General features: G+C 57.6%; 23 protein-coding genes and 1 pseudogene. 14 read left to right on the top strand and 10 right to left on the bottom strand.

What is annotated here, in order from left to right; genetic code table 11:
• Nucleotides 1–225: 225 nt before the first annotated feature.
• Nucleotides 226–1,701 carry a M81 family metallopeptidase gene (locus QE435_RS07245; RefSeq protein WP_349040778.1) on the bottom strand — a complete coding sequence of 492 codons (1,476 nt, stop codon included), beginning with the start codon at nt 1,699–1,701 and terminating at the stop codon, nt 226–228.
• A gap of 35 nt (nt 1,702–1,736) precedes the next feature.
• A complete protein-coding gene (locus QE435_RS07240) occupies nt 1,737–2,225 on the bottom strand; it encodes a hypothetical protein (RefSeq protein WP_349040777.1) in 489 nt (162 codons plus the stop codon).
• A gap of 113 nt (nt 2,226–2,338) precedes the next feature.
• Here QE435_RS07240 and QE435_RS07235 point away from each other — a divergent pair, with 113 nt between their 5' ends.
• The 7 genes from QE435_RS07235 (at nt 2,339) to QE435_RS07205 (ending at nt 9,982) form a co-directional block, all read left to right on the top strand.
• On the top strand, nt 2,339–2,725 hold the full coding sequence (locus QE435_RS07235; protein WP_062424125.1) for a RidA family protein: 387 nt from the start codon (nt 2,339–2,341) through the stop codon (nt 2,723–2,725).
• A gap of 10 nt (nt 2,726–2,735) precedes the next feature.
• Nucleotides 2,736–3,602: a MurR/RpiR family transcriptional regulator gene (locus QE435_RS07230; RefSeq protein ID WP_349040776.1), complete on the top strand. Its 867-nt coding sequence runs from the start codon at nt 2,736–2,738 to the stop codon at nt 3,600–3,602.
• A 4-nt stretch (nt 3,603–3,606) separates the two neighbouring features.
• Nucleotides 3,607–4,389, top strand: coding sequence for an SDR family oxidoreductase (locus QE435_RS07225; RefSeq protein ID WP_349040775.1), 783 nt, complete (start codon nt 3,607–3,609; stop codon nt 4,387–4,389).
• Nucleotides 4,390–4,416: 27 nt separating this feature from the next.
• On the top strand, nt 4,417–6,336 hold the full coding sequence (locus tag QE435_RS07220; protein WP_349040774.1) for a family 20 glycosylhydrolase: 1,920 nt from the start codon (nt 4,417–4,419) through the stop codon (nt 6,334–6,336).
• A 14-nt stretch (nt 6,337–6,350) separates the two neighbouring features.
• Nucleotides 6,351–7,790 carry a M81 family metallopeptidase gene (locus tag QE435_RS07215; protein ID WP_349040773.1) on the top strand — a complete coding sequence of 480 codons (1,440 nt, stop codon included), beginning with the start codon at nt 6,351–6,353 and terminating at the stop codon, nt 7,788–7,790.
• A gap of 220 nt (nt 7,791–8,010) precedes the next feature.
• The gene (locus tag QE435_RS07210) at nt 8,011–9,255 is read left to right on the top strand and encodes an MFS transporter (protein ID WP_349040772.1); all 1,245 of its coding nucleotides are present in this window, start codon (nt 8,011–8,013) and stop codon (nt 9,253–9,255) included.
• Complete coding sequence (locus tag QE435_RS07205; protein ID WP_349040771.1) at nt 9,248–9,982, top strand: copper homeostasis protein CutC; 735 nt, start codon at nt 9,248–9,250, stop codon at nt 9,980–9,982. Before QE435_RS07210 ends, QE435_RS07205 begins: the two co-directional genes overlap by 8 nt.
• Before the next feature lie 29 nt (nt 9,983–10,011).
• Here QE435_RS07205 and QE435_RS07200 read toward each other — a convergent pair whose 3' ends face one another.
• Nucleotides 10,012–11,421, bottom strand: a complete 1,410-nt coding sequence (locus QE435_RS07200; protein ID WP_349040770.1) for a diguanylate cyclase — start codon at nt 11,419–11,421, stop codon at nt 10,012–10,014.
• 313 nt (nt 11,422–11,734) lie between these two features.
• Nucleotides 11,735–13,825 carry a carboxy terminal-processing peptidase gene (locus tag QE435_RS07195; RefSeq protein ID WP_349040769.1) on the bottom strand — a complete coding sequence of 697 codons (2,091 nt, stop codon included), beginning with the start codon at nt 13,823–13,825 and terminating at the stop codon, nt 11,735–11,737.
• A 405-nt stretch (nt 13,826–14,230) separates the two neighbouring features.
• Here QE435_RS07195 and QE435_RS07190 point away from each other — a divergent pair, with 405 nt between their 5' ends.
• From QE435_RS07190 to QE435_RS07165, 6 genes are all read left to right on the top strand, one after another.
• Nucleotides 14,231–14,518, top strand: a complete 288-nt coding sequence (locus tag QE435_RS07190) for a hypothetical protein (protein WP_349040768.1) — start codon at nt 14,231–14,233, stop codon at nt 14,516–14,518.
• Between the two features lie 390 nt (nt 14,519–14,908).
• On the top strand, nt 14,909–15,412 hold the full coding sequence (locus QE435_RS07185; RefSeq protein ID WP_349040767.1) for an RNase H family protein: 504 nt from the start codon (nt 14,909–14,911) through the stop codon (nt 15,410–15,412).
• A gap of 138 nt (nt 15,413–15,550) precedes the next feature.
• Entirely contained in the window at nt 15,551–16,417 is an 867-nt protein-coding gene (locus QE435_RS07180; RefSeq protein WP_306928222.1) for an SDR family oxidoreductase, read from the top strand.
• A 90-nt stretch (nt 16,418–16,507) separates the two neighbouring features.
• Nucleotides 16,508–16,894 (top strand): hypothetical protein, encoded by a 387-nt coding sequence (locus tag QE435_RS07175; protein WP_349040766.1) that lies wholly within the window; start codon nt 16,508–16,510, stop codon nt 16,892–16,894.
• A gap of 72 nt (nt 16,895–16,966) precedes the next feature.
• Complete coding sequence (locus QE435_RS07170; RefSeq protein ID WP_349040765.1) at nt 16,967–17,428, top strand: hypothetical protein; 462 nt, start codon at nt 16,967–16,969, stop codon at nt 17,426–17,428.
• A 151-nt stretch (nt 17,429–17,579) separates the two neighbouring features.
• Nucleotides 17,580–18,719 carry a ceramide glucosyltransferase gene (locus tag QE435_RS07165; protein ID WP_349040764.1) on the top strand — a complete coding sequence of 380 codons (1,140 nt, stop codon included), beginning with the start codon at nt 17,580–17,582 and terminating at the stop codon, nt 18,717–18,719.
• A gap of 85 nt (nt 18,720–18,804) precedes the next feature.
• On the opposite strand, the gene QE435_RS07160 is transcribed toward QE435_RS07165, so the two are convergent.
• The 6 genes and pseudogenes from QE435_RS07160 to QE435_RS07135 form a co-directional block, all read right to left on the bottom strand.
• Nucleotides 18,805–19,056, bottom strand: coding sequence for a hypothetical protein (locus QE435_RS07160; protein WP_349040763.1), 252 nt, complete (start codon nt 19,054–19,056; stop codon nt 18,805–18,807).
• 171 nt (nt 19,057–19,227) lie between these two features.
• Nucleotides 19,228–20,511, bottom strand: coding sequence for a glycosyltransferase family 4 protein (locus tag QE435_RS07155; protein WP_349040762.1), 1,284 nt, complete (start codon nt 20,509–20,511; stop codon nt 19,228–19,230).
• Nucleotides 20,512–20,645: 134 nt separating this feature from the next.
• A pseudogene (locus QE435_RS07150) lies at nt 20,646–21,900 on the bottom strand (glycosyltransferase family 4 protein).
• 9 nt (nt 21,901–21,909) lie between these two features.
• Nucleotides 21,910–22,680, bottom strand: coding sequence for a polysaccharide deacetylase family protein (locus QE435_RS07145; RefSeq protein ID WP_349040761.1), 771 nt, complete (start codon nt 22,678–22,680; stop codon nt 21,910–21,912).
• Nucleotides 22,655–24,001, bottom strand: a complete 1,347-nt coding sequence (locus tag QE435_RS07140; protein ID WP_349040760.1) for an O-antigen ligase — start codon at nt 23,999–24,001, stop codon at nt 22,655–22,657. Before QE435_RS07140 ends, QE435_RS07145 begins: the two co-directional genes overlap by 26 nt.
• Nucleotides 24,001–25,470, bottom strand: a complete 1,470-nt coding sequence (locus QE435_RS07135) for a GumC family protein (protein ID WP_349040759.1) — start codon at nt 25,468–25,470, stop codon at nt 24,001–24,003. Before QE435_RS07135 ends, QE435_RS07140 begins: the two co-directional genes overlap by 1 nt.
• Nucleotides 25,471–25,589: 119 nt before the next feature.
• On the opposite strand from QE435_RS07135, the gene QE435_RS07130 reads away from it, so the two are divergent.
• On the top strand, nt 25,590–26,879 hold the full coding sequence (locus tag QE435_RS07130) for a lipopolysaccharide biosynthesis protein (RefSeq protein ID WP_309770177.1): 1,290 nt from the start codon (nt 25,590–25,592) through the stop codon (nt 26,877–26,879).
• Nucleotides 26,880–26,954: the final 75 nt, after the last annotated feature.

Genomic DNA, 26,954 nt, shown 5'->3' with positions numbered 1-26,954 from the left:
GCATATTGCGACCTTTCAGATTCGCTCATACGCTTTAGGTTTTTGTTATCGCATGCCGTTATCGCAAAACCGCTGCACACTTTTGCGCGGCATGCTTTAAAGGCGGATTGAAGCGCAGATAAAAGTTAAGGGCGTTTCCTTGTTTGAAGGAAGCGCCCTTAATTTATGTGTTCATTTCGATGGACACCGAGACAGCATCTGCCGCTCTCACGATCATCGGTGACGTCAGGCCGCTTTGGTGCCGTGCGGGTCTTGAATGATCGGCCAGATGTCGCGCCTGACGCGGCGATAGGGATTGGTCGCCGGATCGTTCGGATAAGGCTTACCCGCAGAACAGTAAAGAATCTGCGAGGCGATCTTCGAAAAAGCGGCATAGAAGTGATTGGTCGACTTGATCAGCAGGATCTTCTTCGAGAGCGGATCGATGCCGAGGGCGGTGAAGAGCGATGGGTCGTAGCTTTGAACCCGCACCGTCCCCAAGATCACGTCGATCCCGTTGAAGTGAATATGTGCCGCGTCACCGAAGGGCGCGATGCTGTCGCCGAACTTCATCTCTGCACTGGGGACCACTTTGACGACCTTGACCAAGGCATCGATCGGATCGCCGGTATTGGGGGCGGATTTCGCCCCAAAGCGCAACGGGATTTCCGCCCCCTCGCCTGCCGCCATGCAGATTTGTACGGCAATCGGATCCCAGACAAGACCGGCAGCCACGCTCGTCGCGCCCTGAGCCATCAGTTCACGCAGCAGCACCGTCGCATCGCCCGCCGTGCCACCGCCTGGATTGTCCCACACATCGGCAATGACAACGGGTCCATTCGATGTGTCCGCCTTCATCGCAAGCGACACCGCCTCGGCCTCGCCGATCTGCGGCATCATGAAGGTGCCACGCTTGTCGAAAAGCTCAAGCCCGATCGAGCGCGCCAGCGCCATCCCTTTGGTTGTATTGCCATCGGTGACCGCGATGGTCTTCGTTCCCATTTCCGGCACATCGCCTGCCATGAAGCCATGAATAACGGAAAGCGATAGCACCTCCGGGTCCTGCTTCTCTAAGGCCATCATGCGATCGACAATGCCGCGCATTGGTTCACGTGACGTCGGAAACACATCGATCATACGGCAGTCAAACACAGACATGACAGGCTTGACCCGCCCTTCCAGCGTATCCACTGCGATACGCCAGAGGTCTTCGGCTCGATCGACGAAATCCGTATGCGGAAATTCCTTGAAGACGACGAAGTAGTTCACGGCATCGACGCGCTTGCTCGTCAGATGGCTGTGCGGATCGAGCTCGGCGCAGACAAGGATGTCCGGCCCGACGACTTCGCGAACGCGCGTCAAAAGATCGCCTTCCGGGTCGAGATATCCATCCGCAACCATGGCGCCATGAAGGCCCAACACCACCGCATCGACAGGCATTGCCGCCCGCAATTGATCGAGAATTTCGTCACGCAGGCTCTCAAAGGCTTGGCGGTTGATCAAACCCGCCGGATCAGCCCAGGCTGCGGTTCCTTCGATCAGCGTCCAGCCTTTGGTAGCACAGACTGCGCGACCGACGGTGATTGGCGCGGTGCACAGCGTGGGGGTGACAGGATGCTGGCCCGGAGGCGCGTAAAGCGATTCCTCGAAAGCCCGCCTGTCGATACAGATCGGCGCGAAAGTATTGGTCTCGGTGGCGAGAGCCGCGGTAAAGATGCGCAAGAGCTTGGGCCTTTTTTGCTAACGAATGGCGGGAATCACTGGCCCATGGGGTTCGGCAGATAACCGGTGAAGCCGGAAATCTTCCAGCGGCCCTCATGCAGGCGGCAGTAATAGAGCGTCTGCCACTTCATCAGGTCTACGGAGCCGTCCGCTTTCTTGATGCTGCCGTCGAATTTCTTGCGCACCAGTGCGGTCTCGCCCGAAATCTCGATCTCTTCCAGGGTCGTCGTGGTAAAGATAGCCGTGCGCGGATCTTCACCATAGGTGCCTTCAGCAAACTCTTGAGCCTGTTTCAGCCATTCATCGCGATATGCTGAGAGGTTGGGGAAAGCCAGCGTCCATTTGTCGGGGTTCGGTTCGCGATTGCCGCTGATCCCGATGAAACCATCCTCCACGAAATCACCCGCAACCATGGACCAATCCGCAGCCAGAAACGCATCGATATCGCGCGGGACAAGCATCTCCCAGATGGCGTATCGTGCGCTGTCCGAAGCTGGAAATGGGTTTTGGAAAGGATCGCGCATCGAGGGCTCCAGATCTAAATAATTTTCATGACAACCAAAAATCTCTGGCAAAAATCCGTTTTCTATGGTCACTTGTCAATGAAGAACGAAAATAATTTGCAAGAGCCCATCCCATGAGCATCAAACGATATGGCGCTGAAAAATCCGGCGCAGGTGGACAGACACTTCCTTTTGCACGCGCAGTCGAGGCCGATGGCTGGCTGCATGTTTCCGGCCAGGTCGCCATGGAAAATGGTGAAATCATTTCCGGCGGCATCATCGAACAGACTCACAAGACCATCGAGAACGTGATCGCCATTCTGCATGAGGCGGGCTACGGCGTCGAGCATGTCGTGCGCTGCGGCGTATGGCTGGATGACCCGCGTGACTTCTGGACGTTCAACCGCATCTATCAGAGCTATTTCGGCGAACATCCGCCAGCGCGCGCCTGTGTCCAGGCCTCGATGATGGTGGACTGCAAGGTCGAGATCGACTGCATCGCCTATAAACCCAAGTCCTGAAAGCAGGCCGATGGATATCTTCGCGACCATTCAGGATGAAAGAGCGCAGTTTTCGCCATCCGAACAGCGCATCGCGGAGATATTGCTGAACGAGTTCGACTTCGCCGTCGGCGCGTCGATCATCGAATTGGCGGAAAAGGCGGATGTCTCTCCGCCGACCGTCACCCGCTTCTGCCGTCGGCTCGGCTGCCAGAACTTTGCCGACTTCAAGGTGCGTCTTGCCAAGACGGCCTATGTCGGTGTGCGTTACCTCAATCCGGAAGCCAAGAGCACGGCTGCGGTCGATGTCGCCGAAGACATCATCACCAAAGCCCAGAACGCGCTCTTCATGATGCACCGCGCGCTCGATCCACAGGCGCTGGATACCGTGGCCGACCGGATCGCGGCGGCGACCATGGTCTATGCCTTCGGCTCCGGCGGCAATTCGTCCATGGTAGCAACCGAATTTCAGAACCGGCTGTTTCGGCTAGGCACCCGCATCACCGCCAGCAACGATCATAATATGCAGCTTATGCTGACTGCGGCAGCGCAGGAGGGCGATGTGATCATCGGCTCGTCCTTCTCCGGCCGCAATCAGGAACTGATGCGTTGCTTCAAGCTGGCAAAAGAAAATGGCATCCGCACCATCGCGCTCACTCAAGTGAAAAGCCCGGTCGCGAAACTCGCAGATCATGTCGTCGGCATCGACCTTCCCGAGGGCGATAACATTTACCGACCCACCTCGACGCGCTTTGCCTATCTCGCCGTGATCGACGTGATTGCCAGCCTCGTGGCCTACAAAAACCGTAAGCACTCCACCATCACGCTGCGCCAGATCAAGCAGCAATTGCTGGAGCATCGCGATGGCGGCGACGACCGCCAGATACTGGGAGACTGACACTATGACGACCCATAAGCGCATCGCCGTGGTGACCGGCGCTGCCGGCGATATCGGGCGCGCAATCGCTGCCCGGCTCGCTGCGAGCCATGACCTCATAGCGCTTGTCGATATCGATGCGGGTGCTCTGGAAAGTGCTGTTGCCACGCTTGGCGGTGGATCCGCCTATGTAACAATCGTAGCCGATGTCACCAGCGCTGACAGCTTAGCGGCCTTGACAAGCCACCTCGCAACCCTCGGCAAGGTCGTCACCCTCGTCAACAATGCCGGTGCGGCACGTGCCGTTTCCCTACACGACACGACGCCAGAGATTTGGCGCATGGATTCAAGCCTCAACCTTGAGGCTGCATTCTTGACCTTCCGGGCTCTCGAAAATGACCTGAAGGAAACACAAGGCTCCGTCGTCAACATCGCCTCCGTCAATGGCATGGCCGTCTTCGGCCACCCGGCCTATAGCGCCGCCAAGGCGGGCTTGATCCATCTGACCAAGTTGATCGCGGTCGAATACGGAAAATTCGGAATACGAGTCAACGCAGTTGCGCCTGGAACCGTGCGCACCCAAGCCTGGGAAGCACGCGCCGAAGCCAATCCGAATGTCTTCGAAGAGGTCAAGCGCTGGTATGCGCTGCGCCGTATCGCCACCACCCATGACGTCGCCAATGCCGTCCATTTCCTGGCAAGCGATCAGGCAGCCGCGATCACCGGCATCTGCCTGCCTGTCGATTGCGGGCTGACGGCGGGCCAGGCCGAGCTGGCCCACACCTTCTCGCAATCCGAACATTACTGAACACGCATGAAAATCAAGGGAACGACGATGAGCAAGACCGGATTCCGCCTCGAAAATGCATGGCATCCCATTGAGGGCGACCCTTCAGGCGGGTTTGTCTTCACCCTCGTCAACCTGACTGACAAGCCGATCAGCGACTTCAAGCTCGCCTATACGGCATTGACGCGCGTGATGGATGACCCATCTTGCGAGAACGCGACGTTCCTGCTGCGCAACGCCAACTTCCACCAATATGCACCGCCTGCCGGCTTCGTTCTGGAGCCCGGCGCCAGCTGGCGCTTCACCGTGCGCGGTCTCTGGCGTCCGGCCAAGCACAGAACTGATGGGGCAAAATCCGCCTATCTGACATTCTCCGACGGCACCCATCACACCATCGATGTCGCCGACCTGATGCTGGAAGGCAGGATCAGCGAGCCGCAAAAGCCGCTCCTGCCGGAAGGACGCGTCACCGAACCCTTCTCGCTTCTGCCTTGGCCGAAACAGGCGGACTTGCGAGCCGGCGAAACACCCGTCGTCCTCTACCCGGCAGAAGGCAGCGCGCTCTCCGACGTGAAGGCGATGGATACCGTCCTCAGCCTTCATCGCCGTCTGTTTTCTGTAGCCCATCAGCCATTTTCGCTGGTTGCCGTCGAACAGGGCAAGGCTGTTCGTTTTCAGCAAAGCGGTTCACTCGCGGCAGAAGCTTATGAACTGACATTCGCCGAGGATGAGATCTTGCTCACCTATGGCGGCAATGCGGGCCGTCAATACGGCCTGACGGCACTGGCGCAGCTTCACGATGGCGCGCGCCGAAATGCGGCACTGTTCCACTTCCCGGGTTCGGGCACCATCAAGGACGAGCCGCGTTACCGATGGCGCGGATGCCACCTCGATGTGTCGCGCCAATTTGCTCCAGCGCCAGACGTGCTGCGTCTCATCGATATTCTGGCTTGGTACAAAATGAATGTCTTCCATTGGCATCTGACCGATGATGAGGCGTGGCGCTTTGAGGTTCGCGCCTATCCTCAATTGACGACCGTTGGCGTTAAGCGCGGGCCGGACGAGCCGATGCTGCCGCAACTCGGCAATGCAGCAGAGCCGGTTGAAGGCTTCTACACCCAGGCTGACGTCGCTGCGGTCGTCGCTCATGCGACCGAGCTGAATGTCGAAGTCGTGCCGGAAGTCGATATTCCCGGCCACAGCACCGCGATCCTGGCCGCTCTTCCCGAACTGATCGACGGTCAGGAAGCGCCAGACAGCTACCGCTCGGTTCAAGGCTTCCCCAACAACGCGCTCAATCCTGCGATTGAAGAGACCTATGTGTTCCTCGGCAAGGTCTTCGACGAGATGGTTGAGCTCTTCCCTTCAAAGCTCATCCATATTGGCGGCGACGAAGTGGCCGACAACACTTGGATGGCCTCGCCGTTGGCGCGCAAGCTGATGGAAAAAGAAGGTCTCGACGGCACCTTCGGGCTACAGAGCCACTTCATGAAGCGCATCCAGAAAATGCTGGCGGACAGAGGCCGGAGCATGGCCGGTTGGGACGAGGTCTCCCACGGCGGCGGCGTCAACCCGGACGGCACATTGCTGATGGCCTGGCGTGCGCCGGAGGTCGGTGTCGAGTTGGCTCAACAGGGTTATGACGTGGTGATGACACCGGGACAGGCCTATTATCTCGACATGGTGCAGGACGAGGCCTGGCAGGAGCCGGGCGCCAGCTGGGCCGGCACCGTGCCGCCGCACCACACCTATCATTATGAGGCCGTCGGCGAGTTTCCCGAGGAATTGAAGCCACGTCTTCGTGGCGTCCAGGCCTGCATCTGGACAGAGCATTTCCTCAATCGGGATTACTTCAATCATCTGGTCTTCCCTCGCCTACCGGCAGTGGCGGAAGCCGCGTGGACGCCGCGTGAGCGTAAAGATTGGGATCGATTTTCGGCGCTTGTGCGCCTCAGCCCCAAGCTTTGATAGGAGACGGTACCATGGTGTTACGCATTGCAGTCGGCGGCATTCACACGGAGTGCTCCACCTATTCTCCGGTTCTGATGCAGCCTGAAGACTTTCGCGTGATGCGCGGGGACAATCTGACCGGTGCTGAGTATTTCAGCTTCCTGCCGACCGAAGGCGTGGAGATCCATCCACTCCTTCATGCCCGCGCCATTCCAGGCGGCCCGGTCTCTCGGGCCACCTATGAAGGCTTCAAACAAGAGTTTTCCGACAAGCTGCGGGCCACCCTGCCCCTCGATGGTCTGTATCTCGCCATGCACGGCGCGATGAATGTCGAAGGCATGGACGATGCCGAAGGCGACTGGATTGCCAATGCGCGCTCGATCATCGGCCCGGATACTCCGCTGGCTGTGAGCTACGACCTGCACGGCAACGTCACCCAGAAGATCGTCGATCAGATCGACATCTTCGCCGCCTATCGCACCGCGCCGCATATCGACGTGCGCGAGACGATGGAGCGCGCCTGGTCGATGCTGATCAGGATGCTGAAAACGGGAGAAAAACCGGGCGTCGCGTGGGCGCCGGTTCCGGTTCTGCTGCCCGGCGAGAAAACCTCGACGGAAGACGAACCCGCAAAGTCGCTCTACCACCGCCTGCCGGAGCATGATCGGATCGAGGGTGTCTGGGATGCCAATCTGATGGTTGGCTATGTCTGGGCGGACGAGCCACGGGCAACGGCCTGCGCCGTGGTCACGGGGTCAAATCCCGAGGCAGCGAAACGCGCCGCCGAAGAGATTGCACTCTCCTACTGGCAGGCAAGGCAGGATTTTCGCTTCGGTCCCGTTACGGGTGATCTCGAAGCCATGCTCGATCTGGCAGAAAAAGCCGAAACCCAACCCGTCATCCTTGCTGATTCAGGCGACAATCCGACCGGTGGCGGCGTTGGAGACAGGGCGGATGTGTTGAAGTCGCTGATCCTGCGCGGCTTCGAGGGCGCGGTCATCGGCGGCATTACCGACCGTCCGGCGGTGGAAACCTGCTTTGCCGCAGGCATCGGCAAGACGCTCAGCCTCAAGATCGGTGGTTCGCTCGATCCGGCCAGCCCCTTCGTTGAAGTCGGTGCCGAGGTCATCAGCCTCGATGATCCCGGCCCAGCCGACGAACGGCAGGCTGTGGTCAAGATTGGCGGTATCACGCTTATTCTTGCAGCCCGGCGTCGCCCCTATCATAATATTGCAGACTTCATGCGCCACGGCATCGATCCTGCCAAGGTGCGGTTGCTCGTCGTGAAGTCCGGTTATCTGTCACCAGAACTTCAGCCACTGTCCAATCCCAACCTGATGGCGCTGACGGATGGTGTGATCAACCAGAATATCGAGACCTTGCCATCGAAGCGGCGGATGCAACCGACATTTCCTTTCGTCAAAGACTTCGACTATACACCGTCTGCGAAACCGTCCGCACGGTGGCGTTAAGGCTTTAAGCCAAGCGCTGACAGTCGGATCACCAATCGGCGCTCGTGACACCACACGGGCGCCTCTCTAACTTACCATCCTGCGTGATCGCAGGCTGTCTCTCCTGAAGCGTGCGCGATCTTTCAGATTCGCATACGTTTTAGGTCCTTGTTTTACCGCATGTCGTCATCGCAAAACCGCTCCACACTTTTGCTTGGACCATGCTTTAAGTGGACGATCCATGCTGTCGGCGCTGCCCTTTGTTTATCGACATGACCAGTTGCGGCTTTCGGCTGCCGGTATCTTCGTCTTCGGCTTCACTGGTGCCGCCACCGCGCCCTATATGTCACTGATCGGCATTCGCGAACTCGGTCTGACCGATGCGGCTTTCTCGATCCTGAGTTTCATTGCCGCGCTGGTCAACGTGTCGGCCAGTATCAGCATGGGCATCCTTTCGGACCGACTCGGCCACTATAAACTTCCCATTCTCGGAGCCTGTATATCCGGGGCTTTGGGCTATGGCGTAGTCTATGCCTTTCCGACCATTTGGACTTTCGCGCTTGCGCTGCTCATCCCCGTTCCGGTTTATGGCGCACTCAACTCGCTGATCTTCGCCTATGTTCGCGCGAGCTGCGCCAGCATGCCGCCGCGTGATCTCATTGCCGTCAACTCAGCGGTCCGCGCCGCCATCTCGCTTTCCTGGGTGCTGGTGCCGGGCATCGTTGGCTATGCGCTCGCGGGCAGATCGAGCATGCTACCGGCATTTTTACTGGCAGCACTCGCCTGCGTACTCTGTTTCATTCTCTTCGCCCGCTTCATGCGGGAAGACGGCGTTGCACATGCCGAACGGCAAGAGCCAGCTTACGCGTTCCTGGCATCCATCCGCCATCTCGGCACACGCCAGATCTGGCCCTTCGTCCTTGCCATTGCGCTGATCTCATCCACCCTTCATGTCAACGGCATTGTGCTGCCGCTGGTCGTCACAGGAAAGGCTGGCGGGCAACCGGCCGATGTGGGCGCGATCGTCGGCATTGTCGCTCTCCTCGAAATCGTGTTCATCTTCTTTTGGGGGTGGGTGGAAACCAAAACATCGGCTGCGGTCGCCATAGCCGCAAGTGCGCTCCTCTATTGCGCCTACATGCTCGGTCTTGGGCTGGCGCAAGACCCGATGACGGTCTACTTGCTGACACCTCTCTCGGGCCTCGGCGCAGCCGGTATCATTTCCTTGCCGATCACCTATCTGCAAAACCTCATCGCGCGGCGCGCCGGTCTCGGGAGCTCGCTGATTGCCGTCAATATTTTTCTGGCCGGTGGCTTGAGTTCGCTGCTCTTCTCAGTCGGAACGGCTGTGAGCGATTATTCTCACACGGCAATGCTCGGCGCCTTTGCGGGCCTCTGCGGCGTGGCACTCCTCAGCTTCCTTCACAAGCGACCGTCTGTTAAGGACGACCTCCCGACCCAACAAGGAAGCGAACATCATGGCTGATCATACCGCGCGGCGGCTGGAGATTTGCGTCGACAGCGCAGAGGGTCTCGCCGCAGCGATCGAAGGCGGCGCAGACCGCATCGAGCTTTGCTCCGCGCTTGGCGTTGGCGGACTGATGCCGTCTTACGGACTGATGCGACACGCGAAGAGAACGAGCTCGATCCCTGTCTATCCGCTGATCCGCCCAAGAGCCGGAAACTTCATCTACGATGCATCCGATGTCGCCATCATGGAGGCGGATATTGCACAGGCGCAGGAGCTCGGTTTGCCCGGCGTCGTCATCGGTGCAACCACTCCAGATCGCCGCCTCGACCGGCAGGTTCTCGAGAGGTTGATCGAAGCGGCCTCCGGTCTGGACATCAGCCTTCACCGGGCCTTTGATATGGTGAGCGATCCGATCGAAGCGCTTGAGACCGCGATTGATCTCGGTATTTCCCGCGTTCTGACCTCAGGCTGCGCAAAGAACGTCTCGCTTGGAATGGAAACGCTGAAGCGCCTCGCGCATCAGGCGAATGGCCGCATCAGCATCATGCCGGGCGGTGGTGTAACGGCCGATCTCGTTCCGGAGCTTCTGGCCGCAACCGGCATCCACGAAATCCATGCCTCGGGCAGTGCCTCTTCCGCAGAGGACCCTACTCTGGTGGCATTCGGTTTTGCGCCCGAGCAGCACAGACAAACCAGCCCGCAGATCATTCGCACCTTAAAGACGATTGTCCTTGACGCCTGATGGCCACCTGCGCGGAAGCGTCCCAAGGATCAAGACGAGGATGCTGCCAGATCTACATCGTCTCGGAATGGAGAAGCCGCACCGCGATTGAGACGCTTGGCAATATAAAGCGCCTCGTCTGCACGTCTGAAGACAGGATCCGGTGAGGTCTCCCCTGCCATAACCCTGCTCATTCCGTAGGATGCTCCAACCGTCATGATCGTGCCGTTGACTTCGTAAGGCTTGGAAATAAGCGCTGCCAACTGACGGCAACGGCTATCCGCCTCCTCTTCCGAAACCTTTGGCATCATCACCGCAAATTCGTCGCCTCCGAGGCGAAAGCAAACGTCGTTCGCGGCGCATCCGCCACGCAAGCGCTCGGCAACCTGCTTCAACAGATCGTCGCCATCGGCATGACCGAAGCGATCGTTGATCGCCTTGAAACCATCAAGATCGATGCAGACGACTGTTAGGGGCCCGTGTTCCGCCAGCTGGGTAAACTTGGTCGAGACCAGCGTTCTGTTGGCAAGCCCTGTGAGAAAATCATGCGTTGCCGCATGCCGCATGCGCTTTTCCGCATCTACGAGCATACTCAGCGCCTGTCGCGATGTCGAAATGGCAAGCGCACAACTGACGGTGAAGATACAGAGCGTGGCCGCAGCGAAGGGCAATGACTGGCGCAGAAGATCATGGGCCGGCGTGTTTGCCCGCCATGACAGGACCTGAACCTGGCCGTTTGGCGCAACGGCGATATCCACCAAGGCACGGTCGGGTTTCACCTGTTCGGCCGGCTCGACGGCTGCATCGTCAAGCATGAAGCGTTCACCGAAAAACGCCTGAAGGCTGCCAGCAATCGGGATAGCCGAAACCAAGATTGGCGCGCGTTCGGTATTGGGGACGACAGTGCCTATGTCTGGCTGGAAAAGACTGGCTGTCAGTAGGAGAGCGTCGTTCCCCACAACTTCGATCTTGCTGGAGGCGATCCGGTCAGGAATTCCTTTCTTCTTGGGCTGATGCTCCCGCGCACGCACCGAGTCAATCAGCGGCCGCGCCGCCGCGACAAGCGCGCTCGGCTCCTGTTTCAGAAAAGAATGGTTGGCAAAATCATCCGCTGTCTTGGCGTAGATAATCTGGTCGTTGCCGTCGATGACGGCAAGCGAGCGCACATTCGATGTGCCGATCACCGACTGACCGAGATTGCGCTCTGCCCAGCCCAGATCGAAATTGTTGTTGAGCTTGTCGATCGCCTCATCCCAGATCGTCCAGGACGTCAGAACGACCTCCATATCCGACATCCAGATCGCGACATTGCGCTCGACCATCGTCTGCTGCCGCGCCTTCGCCTCGGCATCCAAGCGGTCCGCACCGAGAAACAAAATAGCAGCCAGTCCGAGCAACAAAAGCCCGACAATAAAGGCAACAGGACCGACAAGCTTGAAGTGGTTAAGGCGCGCCGTCATAGGGGGTTCCGTTTGCAGTAAGCCGATACTGTATATCGGCAACAATGCAGGCACAGTTATCAGGCGGAACAATTACCTTGGCAAGGTTAATGGTTTTCTCGCCAGTCACGAGCTCGTGTCGGCTGTCTCAGCCAAGGAGGAACCGGCAACATTCAAGCTGCCAGTTACCGGCACCGCCCGATATCATCGGACACCAAGAGCGCCATGAACAATGCTAACAAGGAATGCCCTTGCCCTCGAATAGCCGCCTCGGCCTTCAAGTCGAAATCGATTGTCAGGCCGACGCTGCAGATCCATCCATCCGCTTCGGATTTTAACGCGCAGCTTTTTCCTTGCCAGGCAGGATATTCGCTACATCAGCCACGATGGCAGCCGCTTCGGTCTGAAGCACGTCTTTCGCGTTCTTCCGCGCATTTTCCAAAGCAAGGTTGGCGCTGAGGCTTCGTTCGTTGGCTTGCAGTCCGTCATCGAGTTCTGGCACGACGACGCCGGCTTCCTGGCGCGCTTTGAGCTTTGCTGCGACTGCGGCCATCTCCTTACGGCGCTCCGCCTCGTTAAGAGAGATCGTCTTCTTCTCTCGCTGGGCCTTCAGTTCTGCGGCATCTTCGACGAAGCGCTGATAATCCTTATCGTTCTTGATGCGCGCTTCATGGCGGCTTTCCAGTTCGGGCACGAGTGCCGACATATCGCCAAGCTTCTTGTACTTGGCAGGCTTGATCGTCGTCCACGGCAAGGCGTTGTCATAGCTGGATTCGCCGAGCGTCTTCGGGTCCAGCACGCTTGGCGTATTGATGTCAGGCGTCACGCCGCGCAACTGCGTCGTCCCACCATCGATCCGGAAGAACTGCGCAATCGTCAATTTGAGCTGGCCGAGCTCAGGCTCCTGCTTACCAGCAACCCTGTCCAGATCGACAACCGTCTGAACCGTGCCCTTACCGAAGCTCGGGTCACCGACGATGACGCCGCGCCCGTAATCCTGAATGGCGGCCGCAAAAATCTCCGATGCAGACGCCGAACCGCGATTGATCAGAACGCCGAGCGGCCCATCCCAAACCGGGGTGGAGCGGTCATCATTCTCGACCTCGACCTTGCCAGCTGCATTGCGCTGCTGAACCACCGGGCCCTTGCCGGTGAACAACCCCGTGAGATCGATGGCTTCAGCCAGAGAGCCGCCACCATTGTCGCGCAAGTCCATGACGACGCCGTCGACCTTCTCCTGTTTCAATTCGACGAGAAGCTTTTCGACGTCGCGGCTGGCGCTTCTGTAGTTCTTGTCGCCAGCACGCCGCGCCTCGAAGTCCTCATAGAAGGTCGGCAGTGCGATGACGCCAATCTTCAATGTCTGGTCGCCAAGCTTGACGGGAACAACGGACTTTTTGGCGGCTTGCTTCTCGAGGCTGACCTTATCGCGCACCAGGTTGATCACCCGATGACCGCTGGCATTTCCGGCATCGGCCGGCAGAATGTCCAGGCGCACCATAGATCCTGCTTCGCCGCGGATCATCTGCACGACCTCGTCGAGACGCGTTCCGACGACTTCCTTGATCGAACCTTCTTCGCCTTGGCCGACGCCGATGATGCGGTCGCCGACAGCGAGTTTGCCGGAGAGTTGCGCTGGTCCGCCGGCCACGAGCTCGCGGATCGTCGTATAGCCGTCGCGCTCCTGCAGCACGGCACCGATGCCCACCAAAGAGAGCTTCATAGAGATATCGAATTCAGCCGATGCTTTGGCGCTGAAATAATCGGTGTGGGGATCGACCGCAGTGGTGAACGCGGCCATGAAGGACTGGAAAACGTCATCGGCCTTATAGGTCTCGACGCGGTCGAGAATGTTCTTGTAACGCTTGTCGAGCGTGTCGCGGATTTTCGCTTCGTCCTGATCGGCAAGCTTCAGTCTGAGCCAATCGCTTTTCACCCGCTTGCGCCAGAGTTGGTTGGCCTCTTCTTCCGTCTTCGCCCAAGGCGCATCCTCGCGCGACAGCGGATAGTCTTCCTGAACCGTAAAATCGAAGCCGTTCTTCAGCAGGCTGCGGGCATAGGTCATCCGCTCGGTCACACGCTGATTGTAAATCTTGAACATCGAGAACGGGATGTCGAGGTTCTTGTTCAGGATCGCGTCGTCTATCTTCTTGCTGTCCTTGGCAAAGCTCTCAATATCGCCCTGCGTAAAGAGCATACGGTCGGGGTCGAGCGACTTAATATACTTGTTCATCACCTTGACGGAGAGCGCATCGTCCAACGGCACAGGACGGTATGCATAACGCTCCAGGAACTGTGCGCTGAGAGCGGCCGCTTCTGCCTCGGGTGCAGTGGCTTCCAGCACCGGCATCTGCGCGGGCTCGCGCGCCTGCGCGACGGTTGCAATTCCGATGACAAGGCTGAAGAAAAGGGGCTTCAAGCGCATCCCGACATGTTCCTTATTACTCAATATCTCCGTCTTATCTTATTCTTGGGCGAAATTGCGATAGTTTAAAAGCGATCAAGATATATTGATCCTTTGAATTTGAGATGGACGGCCCACGCCTCACCTCAGACCTGCTGGACTTCATGCAGCAGTTAGCGACGGCAACCGCCACACACCAGCTAAAGCGCTGTGCCTCCTGTTGGACGCACAAAGCATGCTTTGCCTTTTCTGAATCTACGCATTGTGATTTCCGAAGATCGAGTCCGATTTTCGGGGCGATGCTGTAGGATTTCGCTACGTTACAGGCCAAGGCGAACTGCTGCCCAGTAGCACACAAACATGTCAAATCGATTCCGATTTTCCCGTCGATGCTGTAGAGAAGCTCCTGCAAATCAGGAGTAAAACATGCAAAATATCAGAAGCTTGGTCGTGACCATCATCGTCGGCATCGCTGTCGGAGCGGCATTCATGATGCTGGATAAGTCGCGAGGCGCGGAATGGGCCGTCTCGCCTCAGCAGATCGAACAGGCGAAAGCGGAAGGCAAAGCCGGATACGAATCCTCTCCCGGCACCGTGACCGTTCTGCCGATCCGCAGTGAAACCGCGGATGCTCTTCCCTTCAAGTGGACGATGTATGGCCTAGTGGCTGCTGTCGTGACCTTCGTCACCCTGCGCCGCAAACAAAAACGCTGAAAACGAAAAAGCCTGCCGCGGGAGGAGGTGCGGCAGGCTTTCGAAAATAATCGAACAGCAACTGGGAGGAGGAGTGCTGCTGCTCTAACAAATGCCCTTTGGGAGGAGGATAAGGACATTTGCAACTCGAAGCTTTGCGGGAGGAGGTGCATCGCTTCGATAGGTAGAAACTACCCATAATTCTCGGCATAATAAATGGCCTTTATCGCAGGTGAGATATGCGTAAACGCATAGCTGGCTGTTTGGGAGCAGTTCATTTTTAGAACTCTGCCGAGGAAAAAGGCACAACGCTGTATTTCCTGTGTTGGGCCTGCTCTGGCAAGGCTGAAGCATGCCTGTATTAGCCGCGTTGTGAGCATCGCCAACAAGTGACCGAAAGATTCCCAGCCTATGACGACGCCCTCTATGCCACACAACCTCCAGCTCTTCGTCGACGGCTCATATGACCCGCTCAAGCGCCTGGGCGGTTGGGGCGTGATTTCGGTCCGCAATGACGTCCATATAGGCTCCCGGTCCGGCAGCATAAGCTGCGCCGACAACAGCGCGCCGGAACTTGTTGCCGTTCTTGAAGCCTTACGCTGGCTGGAGGTGAATGCGATCGGGGAGGCAGCGACGATCTGGTCGGACTCTTTCTACGCGGTGACGGGGTGCAACAAATGGCGCCATATTTGGAGAACGAACCAATGGAGAAAACGTGCACCGAATGGCAAAGGTCGCAGCAGAGACGTCCCCAATAGCGATCTTTGGAGGGCACTCGACGCGTGCCTGACACGCTGCGACATGATCGAGATTGCATGGTGCAAGGGTCATGTAGGCCTGCCATGGAATGAACAAGCCGATGCTCTGGCAAGGCACGCGGCCAAGCCCGCTGTACTCGGGATAGCTGGGTCGTGAGACAAGTGTCCCGCGTGCCGGACCAATCGAACTCCGACTGCGGCAACGCCACAGACACTTGAGGGTTCGCTAAAGCTTGGAGGGAACTGCATTTGCTAAAACGTGTTTGGGCTTCGTCAACAATTGTGGAGCACAGACATGGATGCCGAGACTCGCCACCCTTCCCCGCCCTATCCTGAACAGAAGCAGACGCCGCCCGGGACCACCGGTCAGATGGAGCCAAAGCCTGATCATGGCGAGCATTCCTATAAGGGTAGCGGCCTCCTGAGCGGTAAAGTCGCTCTGATTACCGGTGGGGATTCCGGTATCGGTAAGGCTGTCGCAATCGCCTTTGCACGTGAAGGCGCCGATCTCGTCATCTCCTATCTCGACGAGGAAGAGGACGCACGCGACACAGTGAAATGGGTGGAAGAAGCCGGTCGCAAGGTGGTGGCCGTTCCTGGCGACATCACCTCGGAAGACCATTGCAAATCCCTCGTGCAGCGCACCGTCGAGGAATTCGGCAAGATCGATATCCTCGTTAACAACGCTGCATTCCAGCGCACCTATGCGGATATCGCCGACATCGATTCCGCTGAGTGGGACGAGACCTTCAAGACCAATATTTATGCGCCGTTCTTCCTGTCGAAGGCCGCTGTCCCACACATGAAGTCTGGAAGCTCGATCATCAACACCGCCTCGATCCAGTCGAAGCAACCCTCACCACAGCTGCTTGCCTATGCCTCCACCAAAGGTGCTGTGCTAAACTTCACCGCCGGGCTCGCCGGGATGGTCGCTGAAAAGGGTATCCGCGTAAACGCCGTTGCACCTGGCCCGATCTGGACGCCTCTCATCCCGTCCACCATGGGCGTGGAGAAGACCAAGACCTTCGGTGAGCAGACATTGATCGGACGCGCTGGACAGCCCGCCGAGCTTGCCGGCGCCTACGTTCTGTTGGCATCGGATCGCGGCAGCTACATGACTGCTGCCGTCATCCCGGTCACCGGTGGCGAGATCATGATCTGATCTTAACGGTTGAGACTGGACAAAGCGGGGCCGTAAAGGAACCGCCTTGTCCGTCTGCGGTTCGGTCAGAAGAATAGGGAGAAACTTCAGATGTCCGATCCACCTCACGCAGTTGGCTCAAATGAGGTCGGCTCCGTCAGCCGATTGCAGCAATCCGAAAGCCTTAACGTCTACAAGCTGGCTCCCGTGGCAAAGGCAGATGACCCACACTGGGATAAAGGCGCCTCCTATGGAGAAGTCCTGGTCGCCGCCCGGTCGTCAGGCGATGCACGTATCGTCGCGGCCGAGGCACAGCCTGATGCCTCCGCGGCGACTGCGCAGCCTTCCGAGGACGTCTCCACCCGCTTTGCTAGCGCTTTCCGCGACGAGACGCTCTACACCGTCATCGAGGTAGAGCGTGATCGCTCGGACATCGAGCGGGGCATGATGCCCGAGCTGTCTGTTGACGCGACGATAAAAGCAGGTGGCGACGCTTAATCGTGCCTGATCGAACCGGAACCCTCCCGCGTCTAAGAAGTTGAGACGACGAACCCTTACGGAGACAAAATAATGTCCGACCAAAATTCCACCTCACCTGCCGTCGCCTCACTGCATGAAGAGCAGGCAAGACAGCGCACCGGCAAAGAAGATCTTCAAAAGGGGCTCGAAGACACCTTCCCTGCCTCCGATCCCGTGTCCCACACAACCACAACGACAGCCACATCGACATCCGCGCCCGAAGAAGAGCAGGATACGGGGGAGGCTCCAAAAGTGGATGAGGCGCTTGCTGCCGTCAAAGCACGCCAAGACACACCGGCAACCGACCATGCCATGGAAGAAGTGAGAGCACTTCGCTCCGAACTTGGACGGATCACAGAGTCGGCCCAGGAAGCGCTTTCCGCATCGGCACGCATCACCCGCAGCGAAATTCAGTCCGCTCAGAGCAAGGTGATCCGCCAGATCCGAAAGCGTCCTCTTCAAGCATTGGGACTGGCAGCACTTGTTGGCTATGTCTGGGGTATGACACGATAGTTTCGAGCAGCGCGTAACAGGATGGCGGGCGTACGGTATCCGCCATCCACAGCAGAATGAATGCTATATGACATTGATCTGTCATGAAAGCGTTATACTTGCGATAGGGACATAAACGCCGGGCAGACGATCCGGATGTGTGGAGTTACACATGGACATCGCTCTTGCCGTAATCGCCTTTGCGCTGATCTTCGTCCACCTGTTGAGCATAGGTCTGACGGCCGTTCGTGTGAAATCGACCGCAAGAAGGAGTGCGGCGCAGCAGAACCAACCGCCAGTCTCCCTGGTCGTCCCACTACGCGGCGTGGAGAATTTCACTGCACTGACCATCCCTCATGCCTTTCAGCTGGATTGGCCAAACTACGAAATCATCTTCTGCGTGGCGGATAGCGCAGACCCTGTTATCCCCCACGTCAAATCGAACATTGCCGCCTTTCCTCACATTCAGGCTACATTGCTGCTGGGCGATGATAGGATCAGCGCCAATCCGAAATTGAACAATTGCGTAAAAGGATGGCGTGCAGCCACAAGCGAATGGGTCATTCTCGCCGATTCCAACGTGCTGATGCCCGATCATTACATTACGACCTTGATGGGCGCGTGGCGCAAAGATAGCGGCCTTGTCTGCTCCCCGCCCCTCGGCTCCCGGCCAGCCGATATCTGGTCGGAGCTGGAATGCACATTCCTCAACACCTTCCAGTGCCGGTACCAATATGCGGCAGAGACATTGGGTCAGGGCTTCGCACAGGGCAAGACGATGCTTTGGAACAAGCCGCTCCTCGATTCACTCGGCGGCATTGAAGCCCTTGGTGCCGAAATTGCCGAAGATGCCGCAGCCACCAAGCTTATCCGTGCAAGCGGGCGCAAAGTTCACCTCGCACCAGCCCCCTTCGAGCAGCCGCTCGGTACGCGCAGCTTCGCGGAAGTCTGGTCTAGGCAGGCACGCTGGGCGCGTTTGCGGCGAGTGACCTTCCCCCAATTCTTCGCACCGGAGATCCTCGTCGGAGGCATTCCTCCTCTCCTTCTTGCACTGGCCGCAGCTATGCTGGCGGGGGCGGATGGCAAGACAATCGTGGCAATCACGGTAGCGATCCTTGGGCTCTTCTATCTCCCGGAATTGGCGCTCGCCAAGCTCAAAGGATGGCATGTCTCGTGGACAAGCTTTCCAACCATGATCATGCGGGACGCGTTGCTACCGCTCATCTGGGTAAGAAGCTGGATGGGGTCTTCAGTCTCGTGGCGTGGCAACATGATGACCGTTGGAACGCAAGAAAGCACGCTAAGCGGCTGATAACCGCAGAGGCATGAGGGCGGATCGAGCACGAAAATAGGGCTTCGCCTCACCCCTCAGGCTCGGGTGGCCCAGCACTGTTTCGTCAGGCTTTTTGCCCTGCATGTTCCTGTAGAAGCTGTGCAAGTTCATCACCGGCAATCAGCACGTCGTGCCCGCCTCGATGGAGATGCAGTTCAACGCGAGTTGGGCGAAAACTATTGCCCCGGATAAATTCAATCGCACTCTTGAGGGAGTCGAACATCTCCCTGTGCGAGACTTCGAAACGCTGCCACAGAACGACGGTCGTGTGGCTCTCTCCAAACCGGCTCATTGCCTCGCTCGCATCGAAAACCAACCCAGTGCTCCTCACCGTTGCGTGTGAAAAGCAACGCTTGAAGAAGCTGATCGTTCAACCGCCTCGACGGTTTATGACGCGGTGCATGTCTGGAAGGTATGAGGAATGTCGATTCAGTCTAGTGTGCAAAGCGTCCTTGGAACCCACAAAGGGCGCTCTAACTCCTTGGATCTACGCATCGTGCTTTCTCAAAGGTTCCGATTTCCGGGGCCTATACTGTAGCGTCCAGTTGCGCTTCAGAACGGACAGATAGAGAGAAGCCGTCTGCTCGCAGATGCTGTTCCAATTGTAGCGAGACATGATCGTGCTGCCAGTCTCTCCCATTTCCACAGAAGGCTGGGCGGCGTCCGGACGCTGCGACAACTTTGCCTGCATTGCTTGGGCGAGTGCGGAAATGTCCCCCAGGCGGAAATACGAGCCTGCATCCAGTTCGAGCGCCAGATTGGCTTCGATGTCGCTTGCTAGTACTGGCAAACCATAGGCGAGCGCTTCGAGAAGTGCGATCGGCATCCCCTCATGACTGGACGGGAGAACGAACAGGCCGGCATTGGCAAAAAGACCCCCAAGCCGCGCGCCAGATTGCGATCCTGTCAGCACGATGTTCGGATGAGATTTCGCGCGTTCACGCAATCTTTCTGCGTAATCACTTCTGGCATCGCCGCCGCCGACGAGAACAAGCTTGGTGCCCGGCATGTCGGCACGCAGAAAGGCATCTATCAAATCCATCTGGCGCTTCTCTACGACAAGGCGCGCAACCAGCAGAACGTAACGGCCTTTCGTCAGTCCGAATTCATCCAGAACGCCATCATGTGCGGCGCCGATATCGATCTGCACGCCATTGGGAATGAAATGGACGCTGCGATTGAACTTCGCCTGCATCGCATCGGCAATATGTTTGGCGACGACGATGCGGCCTTGGGCAAACCGTATGCCCGCCCACTCGCCAAGACGCAGAACTTTCTTTTCCAGCGCGTTCCATTTCTCGCGATCGTAATCATAGCCGTGATGAGTGAAGACGACTTTCATCCCCATTATCCGCGCCAAAGGTGCCACGAGCGAAGGACCGACGGCATGAATGTGGACGATGTCGGGCTTGAGCATTCTGGCTTTGAAGAGAGCCAGCAGCGTATGGACTATGGCCTCCAATCGCGTGTTGCTCGGCGCCCATGTCGGATGGACAGTGACGCCGCGCCAGACGTAAGGCACTTCACCGGCAACATAATTTTGGCGCGCATAGACGTGAACGTCTGCGCCTCTTTCTACCAGCCCTGGGACAAGTTGCTCAACATGGGTTTCAATGCCACCGGGAACCCCTGGCACACCGCGCAGACCGATCATGCATAGGCGAACCCCATCCAGATTTGGAAAGTGGACCTCGTCGGCATTGCTGCGCGCCCGAAGTGCCGTCGTCTGTTTCGACGCCGCATAGTCCACCACTCGCTTGCTCTCGGGCATCCAACCCCACTCCTACGGCACAGCTATAACAGCAGCCATCGGCAGGCAGTTTTCACGCTGCCGCGTATCCCCAACCTTACCGCCATTATATTGACGAAACCCTTCAAACATATATAAAATTATAACTATCTAAATTACCGCCTGCCGCTGTAGGGCGCTGAGACCCCGAGACTTCGATAGAGGGTCAGCGTCCTCTCAAAAAATGCGTTACGCGAAAACTCCGCCTCTACCCAGGCCCGACCACGCTTTCCCATATCGTTGCGTGCGGATGCCGAGAATAGGTCCATCGCGATCAGTGCCCGTGCAAGATCATCCTTATCGCCAGGTGCCGCGATAAGACCTGTCTGGCCGGGCTGGATCAGTTCGGGAATGCCACCGATATCCGTTCCTATCACCGGGCGCCCAAGGGCGTAGGCTTCCAGAATACTGACCGGCGCATTTTCATACCATTCGGACGGAAGAACGAGCGCCTTGGCACCGGCCAATGTCTCATGCAAGGCGCGACCGCTGAGATGGCCGAGGAACTGAATATCGGCATTTTCCCTCTGCGCCAGCGCCCGAAGCGCTGCCTCTTCCGGCCCTGTACCGGCAATACGCAGACGCTGCCCCGACTGCGCCGCAGCGCCGGATGAGAGTGTCCACGCCCTTCTCGGGCGCCAGGCGCCCGGCAAACAGGAAGTAATCACCCTCCTCGACGGTGAAGCTCTGCTCGCTGATCGCATGGTCGACGAAGTTCGGAATATAGACCAGCTTATCCTCCGGCCATTCCCATTCCATCAGCTTCTGCTTGTAGAACCGGCTTGGAACCACGAGCTTATCGATATGATCGCGATAAAGACGGAGCGCGCGGTGCACAGCCGTCTCCACCATGACAAGGCCACTTAACGCTACGGAACCTTTCATGCAGCGGTGAAGGAGGACATTATAGATACGACCGCCCTTGCATCTTTCGCAGACGCCATCCGGCGCCAGCATTTTGTACGAAGGACAGGCGAGCTTCAGATCATGTACCGTCATCACCGTGGGAATTCCCCGCTTTTTCAGGAGCGGAAAGATCGCCGGAGAAATGTGGTGATAGACATTGTGAGCATGCGCCACGTCAGGCCTTACGCGGTCAATCAATGCGGCCAGGCTTTGTCGCGCCTTGCGAGAATAGATGATCTCCAGCCCATGACCGATCTTCGTCATCAGACCGCCTTGACGACCGAACTCGATCTCGGGAACGAAATAGGGCGACCACTCCGATGGCAGATTGTCTGGGTGCTGCATAGAAAAGGGCACGGCATTCCACCCGGAGCGGGCAAACATCTCCATCTGATCAAGAAAAATCGCGTCTGCCCCGCCACGGCGGTAGTGGTAATTGTTGATTGCCAGAAACGTCGCGCTCATTGCGTCATCTCAACTCTCCACATGCTGAAGAGCATCGCGAACCGGCAGAACGAGGCAGCCGCTCGAAACGGCATGGCGCACTAATGTGGAAAAGGTCGATGGTGTGCATCCATAGGGTGTCGGCGTATCGCTAACATCGTGGGTGAAGAACACCAGCCAGCCCGGCTCTTTCACCACTGCGTCAATCTGCCGAACCAATGCAAGGGCGTCCTGTTCCGGCTGGCGAATTTCCATTCCCCAGAGAAAGCCGCGATTGACCTTGCCCCGGTTGATGCGATCTCCCCCGCCACGCGCTGTCTGATAACGATCGGCAAAGAGCTGCCGGTGCCGCAGCGACCCTTGGTTATAGGGATAGGCAAAGTTTCGCTTTGCGACCGCCGGCTCAAAACTATCCAGCAAAGCGGCGTTGCGACACAGACTTTCACGCAAGGACCGTCTTGGCAGCGTATGGACGATTTCGTGCCCGAAAGTATGGCAGCCGAGTTCATGGCCCGCAGCAGCAAGCTCCCGGCATCCTTCCTCCGAGATTATGTTGCGGTCCGGCTCCACGCGATTGAGGAGACTTCCGGCAATGTAAAACGTGCCGCGGACCGCATTCTCCTCAAGAATCCTCGCACCGGCGCTCAACGCCGTGCAAGGAACATCGTCGAAGGTGAAGGACACAACGGGGCGGCGGCAGGCAACGTTCAGCGTCGAGGCAGGCAGAGCGCGCACAGCACGTTCGGCAAAACGGTCTCGCAGATATTCAAGCTTATCACTGACTTTGGATAAAAACGCCATGGCTTTCCTCCCTGGTCACAACCGGTTCTTTGACGAGGCTCATCCTGGACTGCAGGACCAAGCCGAAAATGGAGACAAGAAAAACGAAAAACACCGGACTGCCATTCTGGAAGAAAATAGCCTCGAGGCAGGCGGAGTAGAGCACGCAAAGCCAGGTCCGCTGGAAGAGGCGTGTCAATGCCGGATCATTTGGTGGCGCCCGGTCCAGCCGCGCGATCGCCCGCATCGGCACCAGAATGACGAGCGTCAGCGCTAGCAGCACCCCCGGGATCCCTGTCGTCAGCAGCGTATCCACATAAGCGTTATGTCCGTTGAAAGCCCGGACCGCCCAGGTCTCCAGACCGGCAGGGCTATGCATAAGGTCAGGCGTTTGCCAGAAGCCCTGGAAGCCATAACCAAGGATTGGGGATTTGGCGATCGCGTCAAAGGCGATTTTCCAGATATCGGAGCGGTTGGTGAAGGTCGGATCAATGCCGACCGAGGCCACCAGGCTTCGAAAATCCGATGATAGGGTGGCGCCAAGGATCAGAGTGTTGAAGGCGACGATACCGCCCACCGCGATGAACCACCGCGTCCAGCGAAACCTCTCGAATATCCATTGCAGAACAAGGATCATTGGCAACATGGCGGTCGAAGATTTACCCCCGGTGTGCATAAGAAAGAAAACGGCCAGAACGATAATGAGGATGCTGCTTTTCTTCCATCCTGCACTGCGAAAGTAGAGCCCGAAAAATGCGATCTGCAGCATCACCGCAGCAGTGAGGTTCTTGTGTGCATAATGGCCCCTCCAGTAGCCCGCATTCATCGGTTCGACAATTTCTGCCGCCTGATGGATCGAAAGCCGGGGCAGAAAAACAACGCCGAAATAAGCCACCCCGAGCGTGATGGCTGTGCCATAAAGCATCAGTCGCGCAAATTGCTCCTCTGAACGCGGAAGAAGCAGGAACATGCCTGCGTTGAAGAAAGTCAGGATCGCAAGGATCGTCCGCTTGATCGCATCGATGGGATAGTTCGACAGCGCAGACGAGATGAAAAACCAACCGAGAAGCGCAATGATCAAAACTCTTGGCTGGCAAACCTCCGAGCGCATAGGATGGTTCACGGCGGCATAGATGGTCAGAGACGTAATCAGCAGAAACGTCATCTGATTGAGAAAGTTTGACCCCGATACAATATCCGTTCCCGCAGATTGCAACTTCACGAGGTCGATAAACGGGTTCGTAGTAATAAAGTAGAACAGGAAGATCGCCACGAAGGTCGCAACTCTGACCTTCATATGCTGTCGACTGACTTGAGCTGGCGAGATTGTGGTTACCTGCATCACATAATCCGCTCGAACCGCCAGTCGTTGCGTCTGAGTTCAATCAACGTCCGACCTGCGACGACGAAAAACGCACCAAGCAGGATCCCGGCGATCAGGCCACCGATCGCAAGCAGCGAAGTCGGAGGAGGGAAGCTGCGCTTCTCAGGCGGTACTGGCTCGGTGACGATGCGGAGATTGGAAACGTTGAGCTGTTCCTGCTCTCCGGTTTCGCCCGCGCGCTTCAGGAACGTATCGTAGAGCGCTGCCTTAGCCTCGGCATTTCTCTGTAAATCCTGCAATTCGACTTGCGCCGCATCGTCGGTTGAGACCCGGCTCTGGGCCGTGTTGATCTGGCTGCGCAGAGAATCGACAGTGCTTTGCGCCTGGTCCATCTCAAGCTTGACGCTTTGCAAGACGCGTTCTGTCTCGCGAGCGATTTCGGCTCTGAGCGTCGCCAGCTGCGCCCTCGATGCGGCAAGCTTTGGATACCGTTCCCCATAGGTCAGTGCCAGTTCGTCATATTGCTGTTTGAGAACGGAATACTGCGATCGCAGCGTATCGAGAAGCGGTGACGATAGCGAATTGGCCCCAGTGCCACCATTTGCCGAAGGCTGGCTCAGCTTATTGTAGCGCGCCTTGACCTCCTGCAGCCTGGAATTGGCATCATTCAACCGCGTATTGAGCTGCGAAAGACTTTGAACATTGACGGAACCTGCACTGCCGAGATCCTGAAGATTGTTTTTCTGCCGGAACTCCACGACCGCATTGGCTGCGTCTGTCGAAGCACGCCTCAACTCTTCAAGGCGCGTCGCGAGCGCCGTGCTCGCGCTCTTGGCAAGATCACTGCGCGTAGCCTCAAGCTCCTGTCTGAAAGATTCTGCGAGTGTCGCCAGTATCTTGACCGACCGCTCGGGATCGCGCGTCCAAAGGCTGATGTTGATGAGATAGGTTCCGCCTTCGCGGCCAACCTTGATGCGCTTGTCGAGAATTCGCATCGCCGTCAATGTTTGATCCCCTGGGGGCTGCGGGTTGGCGAGACCGAGCACCTCCATCAGATTGAAGCCGGGTTCGAGCGAGGGGTTGAACTCCGGAAGCTCCTGCAAATGCCCGCGCTCAACAGTCCGTCTCAAAACGTTGCCGGAGTTGAGCAGCAGAATTTTGCTGGATATGTCTAGGATTTGGGCCTCGCTCTGAAGGGCGGGAACCGTCAACTCATTTGGAAGGACCTGACCTGAAGGCGGCGGCAGCAGGATATCCATCGAGGCCGTATAGCGCGGCTTGGTTAGGATCCCGAAGGCAATGCCAGCCGCTGCGCCGAGAATAGCGAAGAGCAGAATGACAAAGAGCCCACGACGCAACCAGAGAAAGACATTGCCGGGGGTGATGATCGGGCCCAAACCCGCAGTTGGTTTCGTATCGACGATTCGACGCAGCGAAGGCTCCGGCGTTGGGCGCTCGACGCGCTTCTGCGTTGGATACTCGTACATGCGCGACCAGACCTCTGTGTCAATCGAAACGAAATATTTTCAGCTTATAGCTCCCATAAACCACACAGACCGCTGAGAAATGGTTTACGCCCCACCTCTTTCTGGGCATGGAATGATACATGGCAAGAAACGCACCAGGAAATACATCCAGATTGCTTGGAATGCTCTTGTCTTACAGCGCTTCCTCGGCGAGTCTTCTGATTGCAAATGCCGCGCAACTCGTCACATTCGCGATACTGGCCCGAACTTTCGGGGCCGAAGAGTTTGGTCGCTACGTTTCCTTGATCGCCGTCACCAACATTGCTGTCCATCTCTGCGGCATGGGTGCATCGGAATCCCTCGTCCGCCGCGTACCGCAAGACCCGTCCTGCTTCCCCCGGATCTTCGGCCACGGCATCATCTTAAGCGGTATCAGTGGAGCGGTGCTGATCGTGATAGGCATAATTGTCCTGCCCCACTTTATGCGTTTTGGGGAGACGTCAGGCGAGAACCTCTGGATAACCTTTCAGCTGCTTTTGACCAATATCGTCCTGGTGCGCCTGATCATGTTGGGCGAAACCATCTTCCTCGCCCATCGACGGAATGGCGCTGCCAATGCCTCCATTATGGGCTTCGCGCTGATCCGCACACTGACAGCTGCTCTCGCCTGCATCGCCTTCAAGGTCGATACGGTCGAAAGCTGGGCGACGTGGCAAATGGTTTCATTCATACTGACGCTTGCGCTTTACGGATTCCTCGCCTTTCGCATCGCGCGGCCAGACTACAGACTGGACCGTGCCGAAATCCGCCTTGGGGTCCTCTTCGCGACACCGTTCATTTTTCGGGCTTTTCGTCAGAATGTAGACCTTCTGGTTCTCAGCTTGGTGGCGGGGCCTGAAATGGTGGGCAGTTACGGGGTCGCCAGGCGTATCACCGATAGCAGCTATATGGCAGTGGAAGCGCTCAACCGGCTCATTTACCCTCACCTTGCGGTGGCAAGCGTCAACGGCATCCACCATGCTTTCAAATTGACGATGCGTATTCTCGCAATAGCGATTGGCCTTGGGTTGGCCGCAGCCCTCGTCATATTCTTCGCTGCCTCGTTCATGCCTCTGATCTTCGGAACGGAATATGTGTCCCTGCCGACATTTGTTCGGGTCTTGGCGCCGCTGATCCTCCTGATCGCAATCTGGTCGGTTGCGGTCGATCTTCTTGGAGCAGCCGGTGAGCATGGAGCGCGTGCCTGGGTGCTGAACCTCGCAAACGGCATCGGCGCGCTCATCATCGGCGTGGCTGCATGGATCTGGCCACCCTACGGAATTTTCATCTCAGCCTATATTATCGAATTTAGCATCGTGATTGCTTCATGGCTCGTAGTCAGGGCCTATGTCGCCCGCTCCATCGCAGCGCGCAAGGAGGTTGAAATATGACGACAAAAACACGTCAAAGCTCCGCCCCGCAGAGCTTGGCGATGTTCCCCAGATGAGCGCACTTTTCAGTTCCGT

It is taken from the genome of Agrobacterium sp. SORGH_AS 787, assembly GCF_030819035.1.
Lineage (GTDB): Bacteria > Pseudomonadota > Alphaproteobacteria > Rhizobiales > Rhizobiaceae > Agrobacterium > Agrobacterium larrymoorei_B.
The sequence above is the reverse complement of the archived record's forward strand: the minus strand, read 5'-3'. Positions and strand labels throughout refer to the sequence as shown.